The sequence below is a fragment of the Autumnicola aciditolerans genome, from assembly GCF_041679265.1.
Classification (GTDB): domain Bacteria; phylum Bacteroidota; class Bacteroidia; order Flavobacteriales; family Flavobacteriaceae; genus Autumnicola.
In genome coordinates this window covers 97,301-110,319 of record NZ_JBGFSM010000009.1, presented here as the reverse complement: position 1 = coordinate 110,319, position 13,019 = coordinate 97,301, and the positions used below count along the sequence as shown (strand labels likewise).

8 protein-coding genes and 1 tRNA gene are annotated in these 13,019 nt (G+C 41.7%); 6 read left to right on the top strand and 3 right to left on the bottom strand.

Annotated features, from left to right (window positions below):
- Positions 1-145: 145 nt before the first annotated feature.
- A tRNA-Gln gene (locus tag AB8M93_RS11575) sits at positions 146-218 on the bottom strand.
- Between the two features lie 313 nt (positions 219-531).
- Here AB8M93_RS11575 and AB8M93_RS11570 point away from each other — a divergent pair.
- The gene (locus tag AB8M93_RS11570) at positions 532-3,846 is read left to right on the top strand and encodes a glycosyltransferase family 117 protein (RefSeq protein WP_373057784.1); all 3,315 of its coding nucleotides are present in this window, start codon (positions 532-534) and stop codon (positions 3,844-3,846) included.
- A gap of 64 nt (positions 3,847-3,910) precedes the next feature.
- Positions 3,911-4,609: a polysaccharide deacetylase family protein gene (locus AB8M93_RS11565; RefSeq protein WP_373057782.1), complete on the top strand. Its 699-nt coding sequence runs from the start codon at positions 3,911-3,913 to the stop codon at positions 4,607-4,609.
- On the opposite strand, the gene AB8M93_RS11560 is transcribed toward AB8M93_RS11565, so the two are convergent.
- The gene (locus AB8M93_RS11560; protein WP_373057780.1) at positions 4,606-4,902 is read right to left on the bottom strand and encodes a thioredoxin family protein; all 297 of its coding nucleotides are present in this window, start codon (positions 4,900-4,902) and stop codon (positions 4,606-4,608) included. The two genes, AB8M93_RS11565 and AB8M93_RS11560, sit on opposite strands and share 4 nt — an antisense overlap.
- Positions 4,903-4,976: 74 nt before the next feature.
- Entirely contained in the window at positions 4,977-6,200 is a 1,224-nt protein-coding gene (locus AB8M93_RS11555) for a metallophosphoesterase (RefSeq protein ID WP_373057778.1), read from the bottom strand.
- A gap of 187 nt (positions 6,201-6,387) precedes the next feature.
- Here AB8M93_RS11555 and AB8M93_RS11550 point away from each other — a divergent pair, with 187 nt between their 5' ends.
- From AB8M93_RS11550 to AB8M93_RS11535, 4 genes are all read left to right on the top strand, one after another.
- A complete protein-coding gene (locus AB8M93_RS11550; RefSeq protein WP_373057776.1) occupies positions 6,388-7,359 on the top strand; it encodes a glycosylasparaginase in 972 nt (323 codons plus the stop codon).
- A 17-nt stretch (positions 7,360-7,376) separates the two neighbouring features.
- Positions 7,377-8,687, top strand: a complete 1,311-nt coding sequence (locus tag AB8M93_RS11545; RefSeq protein WP_373057774.1) for a sugar MFS transporter — start codon at positions 7,377-7,379, stop codon at positions 8,685-8,687.
- 96 nt (positions 8,688-8,783) lie between these two features.
- Entirely contained in the window at positions 8,784-11,612 is a 2,829-nt protein-coding gene (polA, locus tag AB8M93_RS11540) for a DNA polymerase I (protein WP_373057772.1), read from the top strand.
- Between the two features lie 345 nt (positions 11,613-11,957).
- Positions 11,958-13,004, top strand: a complete 1,047-nt coding sequence (locus AB8M93_RS11535; RefSeq protein ID WP_373057770.1) for an AI-2E family transporter — start codon at positions 11,958-11,960, stop codon at positions 13,002-13,004.
- The last annotated feature ends 15 nt before the right edge of the window (positions 13,005-13,019 follow it).

The window sequence follows — 13,019 nt, the reverse complement described above, 5'->3', positions numbered from 1 at the left end:
TTTTAAAAACTAAGAAAAACACTGCAGAAAAAGAAGTGAATCCTGCAAATTACAGAAGTAATTTTTACTGTTTTATGAAAGTCACTAAAGATGTATAAAAACAAAAAACCGAACTGTTTTCACAATTCGGTTTTACATTTTTTTGTTGGCCTACTAGGGCTCGAACCTAGACTCTTCTGGACCAAAACCAGACGTGTTGCCAGTTACACCATAGGCCAATGCTTAAATGCGGATGCAAATTTAAAACAAACTTCTTTTTACACAAACAATTTTTGGAATAATTTTACAAAAACATCTTCAAAAATTTTGCGAGCGGTTTTGGTACGGGAAATGTTGTTCAAATTTATTTAAAAAATATCTGAAAAATATTTTGTTTTAAAGTCCGTTAATCAGGCATTCATATATTTATTATTAAATTCGCCACATTATTATAAACACCTCCGCATAATCCTGCGAGGTATCTTAAAAAAATTAAAGTCGGGGCCTGCCTCGCGGAATTAAACCCTACTGGGGATTCAACTTCAAATAAAAATGACAGATTTTAATTTTGGCAAGTGGAACAAAATACTGGGATGGCTGGTATTTGCCATTGCCCTTGCCACGTATAGTTCAACCCTGGAGCCTACAGCAAGTTTCTGGGATGCGGGAGAATATATAGCAACCTCTGCCAATCTTGAAGTAGGGCACCCGCCGGGAGCTCCATTTTACCAGATGATGGGCGCGTTTTTTTCCACTTTTGCGCCAGATAACAGCAAAGTAGCCCTTATGGTGAACTTTATGTCTGGCCTGGCCAGCGCCTTTACCATCTTGTTTATGTTCTGGTCCATTACGTTGCTGCTTCTAAAAATTACCGGACCTGTAGCAAAACTTTCTGCTTCTAAAAAAATGGCCATCCTGGGAAGTGCAATGGTAGGTTCCCTTGCCTTCACCTTTACAGACAGCTTTTGGTTTAGCGCGGTAGAAGCCGAAGTTTACGCCATGGCTTCCTGTTTTATGGCAATTATGTTTTACCTGGGACTGCTTTGGGAAAGAGACATGTTTACACCACGCGGCAACCGTTGGGTTATTTTAATAAGCCTGGTCATAGGGCTTTCTTTTGGAGTTCATTTTTTAGGATTACTCACCATCCCCGCCATTGGCTTTCTTTACTTCTTTAAGAACTATAAAAAGGTCACTGTAAAGAATTTTATTATCGCCAATATTGTGGTGGTGGCGGTACTTTTGTTCATATTTAAACTTCTGCTGCCGTACACGCTCACGTTTTTTGCAGCTTCAGAAGTATTTTTTACCAATTCCCTGGGGATGCCTTTTAATACAGGTACCATAATAGCCTTTTTGGTTATTATCACCGCTTTTTATTTCGGAATAAATTATACCCGGAAGAAAAATTACTACCAGCTAAATACGCTTCTACTCTGTATCCTGTTTATCCTCATTGGTTTTTCCAGCTGGATCATGCTGCCCATCCGTTCCAATGCGCCCACGGTGATAAATGAGAACAGTCCAGATAACGCCAGGGAACTTCTGGCTTACTACAACCGTGAACAATATGGGGAGACTTATCTATTTTACGGGCCCCAATGGTCTGAAATGTATTCCGGCCTGGACGAAGATAATCCTTATATGGATGCCAAGCCTATATATGAGAAAAATGAAGAGCTGGGGAAATATGTAATTGTTAATGATTACAAGAACGCTCGGCAGAACCTGGATGATAATCACAAAGCCTTCCTACCAAGGATGTGGAGTACTGAGCACGCCGTAAATTACATGGAATTCACCGGGCCGCTGGATTTTACCGTTAAACCCGAATACCAGGGAGAACAACAGTTAATGCAGGCTATTAATGAATTTCGCACCAGCTATTCCCGTGGCCAGCTTACCAATGAAGATTATCATAATTTCCTGCGCCGGTTTAGCGATTATATAGATGTTGAAAAACCTTCTTTTGCTTCCAACATTGCTTACCTGCTGGAATACCAGATTGGTTATATGTACTGGCGCTATTTTATGTGGAATTTTGTGGGCCGGCAGGACGATATCCAGGGAAAATATACCGATTTGAACGGAAACTGGATCTCCGGAATAGATTTTATTGACAGGATGCATGTGGGGCCACAGGAAAACCTTCCCAGTGACGCGCTAAACAACAAAGCCCGTAACACCTATTATTTCCTGCCCTTGATCGTGGGATTAATAGGGCTGGTTTTTCAATTTAAAAAAGATAAAAACACTTTTTGGGTGTTGCTGGTATTTTTCCTCTTTACGGGAATTGCCCTTAAAATCTACCTGAATGAAAGGCCTTTTGAACCCCGGGAAAGGGATTATGCCCTGGTAGGTTCTTTTTACGTTTTTGCCATCTGGATTGGCTTTGGGGTTTACGCCCTTATAGATAAGCTCAAGGCTTTTGTAAAGCCTAAAATTGCCGTTCCCGTGGTGGTAATTGCAACACTCCTTGCAGTTCCAACGCTAATGGCCAGCGAGAACTGGGACGATCACGACCGTTCCAACAAATTTACAGCGCTTGCCATGGCCAAGATGTACCTGGATTCTGTTGAAGAAAACGGGATAATTTTCACCATTGGAGATAATGACACTTTCGCCCTCTGGTATGCCCAGCAGGTAGAAAAATACCGTACCGATGTTCGGGTGATCAATACCAGTTTATTCGCTACCGACTGGTATATAGACCAGATGAAACGTAAGGCTTTTGAAAGCGATGCCATCCCATCGCAACTAAGTCACGATTTTTACACCGGGAAAAATGACGCGATCTTCCTTGAACAGCGTACCAATGACACTTTAGACATTAGCACATGGCTTAATTTTATTCAAAGCGACGATCCTCGTACCAAAGCTGAACTTCAGGGAGGGCAATCTGTAAATACTTACCCCACCCAGTTTGTAAGAATACCTGTTGACAAACAGGCGGTGTTGGAAAACGGAATAGTTCAGCCAGATGAAGCTGGAGAAATTGTAGATCATATAGACATAAAAATAGATGGCCGGGTGCTTTACAAAAACCGCCTGATGATGCTGGATATTATTGCCAACAATAACTGGGAACGCCCCATTTATTTTACCGGCGGCAGCTTTGGGGATGAAGATTACCTGTGGATGAAAGACTACTTGCAGCTGGAAGGCGTGGCCTATAAGCTCGTGCCAATCCGCACACCGGTAGACCCAAGGAATCCTTTTGATATGGGCCGGGTCAATACCCAAAAGATGTACAATATCGTCAAGCACTGGGACTGGGGAAATATGGGAGACCCTAACATTTATCACGATCCTGAAACCCGCAAAAATGCCATTACCTACAGGAGCAATCTCGCCAGGCTGGTAGAAAACCTGCTTAGAGAAAACGATACCACTGCAGCTAAAGAGATTCTTGACCTGGCAATGGAAAAAATGCCTATAGATGAATATGGCTATTATTCCCTTTTAGAGCCTTACATCAACGGCTATTATGAAGTAAATGAGCCTGAAAAAGCCCGGGAAATCTGGGAGCAGGTGGCACAAAAATACCAGGAAAACCTCAAATATTACAGTAGTTGGGATCTGGACCGGCAATATCGCTATGCTGATGAGATTATCTCTAATATTGAGCGTTACCGCAGCCTTGTAGACCTCCTCGTAAGACAGAAGGATGAAGAGATTGTTCGGGAAAAGGCTGAAGAATTTAACGAATACCTAAGGATGTTCAGGCATTTTTATGCAGAGGAAGAAGAAATACCGGAAACCAATCCGCAGCAGGAAATAATTGAAGATCAGTTTGACAGGGAAATGAACCCGCAGGGCAGGATAGATTCCTTACCCGTAGATTCCTTAAAGGAACTTCAGGAGTAATATTTTTCAAATAAAACTGAAGCCACGAAATGCCTATTTTCGTGGCTTCTTTTATTAGATCATTATGAACAGCTTACTGGTTAAATATCCTTTTTTCCTGAAATGGTTTTATCCAAAAAGGCTTACGCGAATTAAAGGCACCAACTCCATTTATCTCACTTTTGATGACGGGCCTGTGCCGGAAGTTACTCCCTGGGTGCTGGACCTTCTGAAAAAATACAATGCCAAAGCCACTTTCTTTTGTATTGGTGATAATGTGCAAAAGCATCCGGAAATTTTCAGAAGGATTATTGCTGAAGGGCATGCGGTGGGAACCCATACTTTTAACCACCTTAACGGCTGGAAAACCGCTACTTCAGCATATATTGAAAATACTCTTCAGGCTGAAGAAGTAATAATTTCAGAAGTAAATGAGCAAAAAAGGAAAAGAGGGAATGAACAATCCGAATTTCAGATTATAGACTCCAAACCACGAACTCCTAACTTTAACCTCTTTCGCCCGCCCTATGGTAAAATCAAGAACAGCCAGGCGCGAAAACTTTCCAAAGCGGGTTATACAATTGTAATGTGGGATATTATAAGCTACGATTTCAACAGGAATTTACCTGAAGAAGAATGCCTGCAAAATGTACTGAAAAATACAAGGGAAGGCAGTATTGTAGTTTTTCACGACAGCATAAAAGCTTTTAAAAACCTGGAGAAGGTCCTGCCGCAGATTTTAAAACATTTCAGCAGTAAAGGTTATAATTTCAGGCGCCTTTAAGCGTATTCCTGCAGCAAATTTATGAGCGTGTTGGCGTCCTGCTCCCCGCTTTGCCTCCACTTCATTTCACCTTCTTTATAGATCATTAGCGTAGGGAGTGTTTTTACACGCAATGCTTCGGCAAGCTGTGCGTTTTTATCTACATCTATTTTTATCACTTTCGCCTTATCGCCCAAAGCAGCAGCCACATCCCGAAGTACCGGGTGCATGGCTTTTGAAGACTCATTCCAGTCGGTAAAAAAATCCAGCAACACAGGAATATTTAAATCTACTAATTCCCCAAATTTTGACATATAACGCGCTTTTATAAAAACAGGCTAATTAACCTGAATTTCTTACTTAAATCAAATATAATAATTTCCCTTTACTATGCAGGTTTAGGGCCTTTTTTTAGCTCAATCACAGTTATCTCAGGCCAGATTCCCACACGGCCCGGGTAAGCTAAAAACCCAAAACCGCGATTTACGTTAATGGCCCTGCCCAGTTCTTCGTAAACTCCTGCCCAGTGTTTATACCTGTACTGGATTGGGCTCCATTTAATCCAGCCTGGAATTTCTATTCCAAACTGCATCCCATGGGTGTGGCCGCTTAGGGTAAGCTGGTAATGTTTGTCATCATACCTCACTTTTTCTTCCCAATGAGAAGGATCGTGGCTTAGCAGAATTTTAAATTCTTTGGAACTTAATCCCGCTCCCGCCTTATCAAGATCACCTTTCTTTTTAAATCCCCCGGCTCCCCAGTTTTCCACGCCAACCAGGGCGATTTTTTCACCACTTCTTTCCAAAAAGCGATGCTCGTTAAGCAACAAATCCCAGCCCATCTCCGCATGAATGTTCTTCAACCTGTCCAGATTGGCTTCTTTAGCGGCAGCACTTTCCCATTCAATATAATCTCCATAATCATGATTTCCCAGAATAGAAAAAACACCGTCCGGTGCATTTATGGAAGAAAACAACTTCTTCCAACCTTCCATTTCAGAAGCTTTATTATTTACTAGATCGCCGGTAAAAAAGATAACATCGCTCTGCTGCTCTTTCAACAGGTTTACACCGTATTGTATCTTTTCATGATTATCAAAACTGCCGCTGTGAATATCGCTAATCTGGCTAATCTTATACCCGTCAAAAGCAGGGGGCAAATCTTCAAAATATAGTGTATGCTTCAGCACCCTAAAATTATAGCGCCCTTTATACATGCCGTAGAGAACAGAAGCAAAGGGAACAGCAGCCAGCCCCAGCGCCACCTGACTAATAAATTTTCTTCTCGACGGAAGGTGGAAGTCACTGCCCGTATTTGCTATTTTTTTACCAGTCCCTATTACCAGTCTTACTAAATCTTCCCCAAACATAAATATGAAGAAGACGAGTTTGGGTAAAAAGAACACCAGAAAAAAACCTATGGCATAAGATTTTGCCCCGGCCCAGCCTTCTCCATTACCGGTATTAAACTGATAGATAATATTGGCCAGAACAGCCAGTGACAGGAACAAATAAATATAATAAACCCACGAATATCGGCTAATGGTCCTGAATACCTGGTAAGCATAAACATCCAGCAGCACATAAGCAACCACAAAAATAATCCAGCGCATGAACTTTTAAATTTTCGGCAAAGATAAATCTTAAGGATGCCACCCTGGCAAATTATCTGATTTTTAATCTGATAACGAGATAAGCAATTTTTATGCTGGCCATCTTTTCTTAAAGCTGAATTATTCTTGTATAATTGGAGCCGAAAGCCTAACTTCTCGCCCGCTTAAAATCACGTTCGCCCGCCTGATGAAAAGAAGAGATTTTATTAAAAATACAGGAATGGCAGGTGCCTCATTGGCCGCCACTCCTTCAACTTTAAACTTTGCTTCCCTAAACTCTTTTTCCATGATGAAAAATACCCCCATATGTGTTGCCACATGGAATTTTCAAAATGCCACTAAAAAAGCAGGAGAAATGCTATCCCGGGGGATAAATGCCCTTGATGCTGTAGAAGAGGGTGTGCGGGTGGAAGAGGCAAATCTAAAAAACACAACGGTAGGCAATGGCGGAGCTCCAGACAGAGATGGCCATGTAACCCTGGACGCCTGTATTATGTCTCCGGAAGGCAACGCAGGTTCGGTAGTTTACCTAAAACACATCGCTCATCCTGTTTCTGTAGCCCGAAAAGTAATGGAAGAAACCCCGCATGTAATGCTTGCCGGGGAAGGTGCCTTACAATTTGCTTTAGAAAACGGTTTTGAAAAGGTTAACCTTTTAACCGAAGAATCTGAAAAAGAATGGAAGAAATGGCTGCAGCATAAAAATTACAAGCCAATCATTAATATCGAAAATCATGATACTATTGGAATGCTGTGCATAGATGAAAAAGGAGATATTGCAGGAGCATGCACCACTTCTGGGCTGTCTTATAAAATGAATGGGCGTGTGGGGGATTCTCCCATAATTGGCGCAGGACTTTTTCTGGATAATGAAATTGGCGGCGCTGTGGCTACGGGCATGGGAGAAGCGGTAATGAAAAGCGTGGGCAGTTTTTTAATTGTGGAATTAATGAGACAGGGGAAATCTCCCCAGGAAGCCTGCGAAACTGCCGTAAAGCGGATTGTAAAACAAAATCCAAATTACCAGGATTTTCAGGTAGCTTTTGTAGCTTTAAATAAAAATGGTGAGGTGGGTTCCTACTGTCTCCACCAGGGCTTTTCTTATGCCCTATACCAAAACCGGGAAACTTCAAATAATCTAAGTAAATTTTATATCTAAACACGAAGCATTTCAAAATGAATCAGCAAAAATCCTATCGTACGGCATTTATCTTTTTAACTGTTTTATTCTTTCTCTGGGGTTTCATTACCGTATTGGTAGATTCCCTTATTCCAAGGTTACGGGAAGTTTTCACCCTGAGTTACTTCCAGGCGGGGATGGTGCAATTTGCCTTTTTCGGGGCATATTTTTTACTCTCTATTCCTGCAGGATATATCCTCTCTAAAATTGGATATAAAAAAGGAATTATATTAGGATTAAGTACTATGGCCGCCGGTTGCCTTTTATTTTATCCCGCAGCCTCTTACAGGATCTTTGGAGTATTCATGCTTGGTTATTTTATTTTGGCTGGCGGGATTACTATCCTGCAGGTGGCCGCCAACCCCTATGTAACCATCCTGGGTCCGGAAAGTTCTGCCTCCAGCCGGCTTAACCTTTCGCAAGCATTTAATTCCCTGGGAACGGCTATTGCTCCGGCAATTGGTGCCCTTTTTATCCTTAGCGATAAAGTAATGACTTCACAAGAAATTGCGTCTATGAATGCCACAGAGCAAAAGCAATATTATATTTCTGAAGCAGCCGCAGTACAGGTACCTTTTGTAGGCATCGCCATTTTTATTGCCATAATCGCTGTTATTTTTGCGTTTGTAAAACTGCCAAAAATTGGAGATACCGCCGCTTCCAATGATTATGGAAAAGTACTGAAGAACAAAAACCTTATCCTGGGCGCGATTGGCCTATTTTTTTATGTTGGAGCAGAGGTTGCTTTGGGCAGTTATATGGTAAATTATTTCCTGAGCCTAAATCTTAGTGAAATCATTATTAACACCCCTTTTATGAGCACAATTGCGGAATGGATCCTTTCCACAGGTGTTACTCAGGCCAGCAGTATGGCCGTAGTGGGAGTTTTTGTGACTTTCTACTGGACCGGCGCAATGATTGGCAGGTTTATAGGATCCTACCTTACCAAAATCATGAATCCCGCTCTGGTATTAAGCACCTTTGCTGCCTGTGCGGTAGTGATGCTCCTCATTACTAATTTTACGGTAGGCCTGGTGGCTATGTGGACCATTATAGCCATAGGACTTTTCAATTCTATAATGTTTCCCACCATTTTCAGCCTTGCGCTAGATGGTTTGGGAGACGATAAACCCCAGGGTTCCGGAGTATTGTGTACCATGATTGTGGGAGGAGCTATTATCCCGCCCGCCTATGGTTTTTTAGTAGACAGCTTTAGCTTTAATGTGGCTTTTATCCTGGTAATGTGCTGCTATGCCTATATTTTTTATTACGGGTTCAGGAATAAACGCCGGCAGGTAAGTATCTAATTAAAATGAAAGCCGTTCCTAAATTGAACGGCTTTTCTTTTAGTAAGATTATCTTTGTAGTTTTGAAACTTTCAGTAAAATAACATTTCCAATTATATGTCTTCTCAAAAACGATTATTTCTGGTAGATGCCTACGCACTTATTTTTCGCGGATATTATGCTTTCATAAAAAATCCAAGGATTAACTCCAAAGGCTTCAATACTTCAGCCATTATGGGCTTTATGAATTCTCTTTTTGATGTGATAAGAAGGGAAAAACCAGATCACCTTGCCGTGTGTTTTGATAAGGAAGGCAGTGCAGTACGTACCGAAATGTTTACCGAATATAAAGCAAACCGCGATGCCACTCCAGAGCCAATAATGCAGGGAATTCCCATTATTCAGGATATCCTAAAGGCAATGCATATCCCGGTGGTGGAACTGCCAGGTTGTGAAGCAGATGATATTATTGGAACACTGGCAAAACAGGCTGAAGGAGAAGGTTATAAGGTATTTATGGTAACTCCCGATAAAGATTTTGCGCAACTGGTCACAGAAAACATCTTTATGTACCGCCCGGCAAGAATGGGCAACGGGATCGAAATTTGGGGAATTCCCGAAGTCCAGAAGCGTTTTGCCGTAGAACGCCCGGAACAGGTAATAGATTACCTGGGAATGATGGGCGACGCCGTAGATAATATTCCCGGGCTACCCGGCGTGGGAGATAAGACGGCCAAGAAATTCCTGAAACAATTTGGCAGTATGGAGGGCCTGCTGGCCGGAACCGATAAGCTTAAAGGTAAAATGAAAGAGAAAGTGATCGCCCATGCAGAACAGGGAATACTTTCTAAGAAACTGGCCGCAATTATCACTGATTGTGACGTAAAATTTCATGCTGAAGATTACGAGCTTTCCATGCCTGATGCTGAAAAGGTACAGGAAATTTTTGATGAGCTGGAATTTAGAAGACTGAAGGACCAGTTTATAAAATTATTCAGCGGGGAAGAAGACCATCCCCAAACGCAGGTGAGCAATTCCCCTTCAGCAAAACAGAATGCACAAACTGCGGGAGCGGGACAATTTTCATTATTTGGTACCGGGAATGCTGAAAAAATTGAAACTACTACAGGAAGAAAATCCCTGGAGAATACGCCTCATGTATACCAGTCTATAGCCACAGGAATGGCCCAGAAGCTTTTTCTTCAGAATTTAATGAAGCAAAAAAGTGTATGTTTTGAAACGGAAACCGACAGTGAAAATCCGCTGGAAGCCTGCCTTATAGGGATTGCTTTTTCATGGGATACCGGTAAAGGTTTCTATCTTGCTTTTCCTGAAGATCAACATGAGACAAAAAATCTTCTTGAAGAATTACGGCCGTTCTTTGAAGATGAAAATATAGAAAAAACAGGGCAAAACCTTAAATACGATATAAAGGTTCTGGCGAAATATGGCATAGAAATAAAAGGCCCTCTTTTTGATACCATGATTGCGCATTACCTTATTAATCCCGATATGCGCCATAATATGGATGTGCTGGCGGAAACTTATCTCAATTATTCCCCACAGCCCCTTTTGGAACTGGTGGGCAAAAAAGGTAAAAATCAGAAGAGCCTGCGGGAGATCCCGTTGCAGAAACAGTGCGAATATGCCGTGGAAGATGCAGATGTTACCCTTCAGCTAAAGCAGTTTTTTGAAAAGGAACTAACCGATGCGAATACCAGGAAACTTTTTGATGATATTGAAATCCCGCTGGTAAGAGTACTGGCAGATATGGAACTGGAAGGCATCAGGCTGGATGAAAATTTTCTTGGCTCCCTTTCCAAAGCATTAGAAAGAGATATTGCAGCACTGGAGGAAAAGATTTATGCTGATGCCGGCGAAGAATTTAATATTGGTTCTCCCAAACAGCTTGGGATTATCCTTTTTGAAAAAATGCAGCTTGTAAAAAAGCCTAAAAAGACCAAAACCGGGCAATATTCCACGAGTGAAGATGTACTTTCGGCTTTGGCCAAAGACCATGAAATTATCCAGCGCGTCCTGGATTACCGCGGACTTGTTAAATTGAAAAATACATATGTAGATGCTCTTCCGGGGCAAATCGAAAAAACCACCGGCCGGGTACATACAGATTATGTACAGACCATTGCGGCTACAGGAAGATTAAGTTCCAACAATCCCAACCTTCAGAATATCCCCATAAGGACCGAACGCGGTCGTGAAGTGAGAAAAGCTTTTGTTCCAAGAGACAACGAGCATATCCTTCTCGCTGCCGATTATTCTCAGATTGAGTTAAGGATAATCGCTGCGCTAAGCAAGGAAGAAAATATGATTAAAGCCTTCCGAGAAGGCGAAGATATTCACGCTTCTACCGCTGCCAGGGTTTTTAATGTTCCTATTGAAGAAGTTACCCGCGAGCAAAGGAGCAATGCAAAAACGGTAAATTTTGGTATCGTGTACGGCGTTTCTGCATTTGGGTTAAGCAACCAGACCAGCCTTTCCAGAACAGAATCCAAAGAGCTGATTGATACCTACTATAAAACCTATCCAATGCTAAGCAATTACATAAGTGAACAGGTGGCCTATGCCAGGGAAAACGGCTATGTGCAAACCATTTTAGGCAGGAGAAGGTATTTAAAAGACATCAATTCCCAGAATGCCGTGGTAAGGGGCGCTGCAGAAAGAAATGCGGTGAACGCCCCCATACAGGGCAGTGCCGCCGATGTTATAAAACTTGCCATGATAAATATTCATCGAAAGCTCAAAAACAGTAATTACAAAACAAAAATGCTGCTACAGGTGCATGATGAACTGGTTTTTGATGTTTATAAACCCGAATTGGAAGAAGTGAAAAAGATGATAAAGTCGGAAATGGAGAGCGCCTATATTATGGAAGTGCCATTAGAAGTGGACCTGGGCGAGGGACAAAACTGGCTGGAAGCGCATTAGATCCTTATAAGAAAACTATAGTAAGCTTATACTGCAGGGATCAAGAAACTGGACCATAGACAAATGAAAGTATTTAAGTTTTAACAGATGCGCGTTTAAAATGTAATTTTTTAGCTTCAGAAAAATACATTTGTTGAATATTCCTATACCCTTCTACGGTAAGATTAAGCCTGCCGTAACTCTTACAGGAAAACAAAGATAAGAATTGCAAATCTCACCTTATGCCGGGAGGATTTTTAATGATTCAGAGTTTGATTTGTGCAAGAGTTTGTTAACAGCAGCAGCAGAAAGAACAAATTTTAGTACCTTTTAAATACACGAATTGAAAATCAAAAAATATCAGGGATGACAGAAGAAACGCGTCATGAAAAAGAATATTCCTTTGTCCAAAAGGTATGGATTACAGGAGGCATTTTAGCCATTATTACGGTTTTGCTGCTACTCTTTAAAGCTACCTTCAGCGTTCTTATTCTTTTACTTGCCGGAACCCTTATAGCGGTATTTTTTAGAGGAATTAGTGAATACATTAAAAAGAAGACCGGCTGGAAATCTGGAATTACCATGACTATCTCGGTTTTAGGAACCATCCTTATCATTGCAGGTATTGTATGGCTAATTGGTTCAGAAATCCAGTCTCAGCTTTCCCAGCTTAGCAAATCACTTCCCTCCACCTTCCAAAATGCCCGGAGCTACCTGAGTGACAGCTGGCTTGGCCAGGAAGTTTCAGAAAGAATTTCCATACAGAACAGAGACGGTAAGATGATGAATGTCTTTTCCACTTTTTTTAAAACCACATTTGGGCTATTGGGAGATTTGTATGTGATTCTTCTAGTAGGGGCATATCTCACGGCGACACCCTTTTTATACACCAGAGGGATTAAAAAATTAGTCCCACCGAGTGGCCGGGGGAAAGCAGATAAAGTACTAAGCCACCTTGGCCACGGTTTGCAGCAATGGCTTACCGGAAAAATTTTTGCAATGTTCGTGGTTTTTGTGCTTACCGCCATAGGCCTAAAAATTATTGGCGTGCCTATGTGGCTGGCCCTCTCCATTATCGCTGGATTTTTAAACTTTATCCCCAATTTTGGACCTTTAATAGCTATGATCCCCGCTGTGTTGGTAGCACTTTCACAAGACCCTCAGACTGCCCTTATTGTGGTGGCTTTATACCTTGTGGTACAGTTCCTGGAAAGCAACCTTATTACCCCCAAAGTACAACAGCACCTCATAAGTATTCCCCCGGCCCTAATTATTACGGCGCAATTAATTGTGGCAATTTTTACGGGAATATGGGGAATTATTTTGGCTACTCCTATCATGTTAATTGCCATTATTCTTGTGGAAGACCTCTATGTAAAACCCATGGAAGAAAAAAATCAGAATTCCGGATAAGAGCCTGAATGTTCC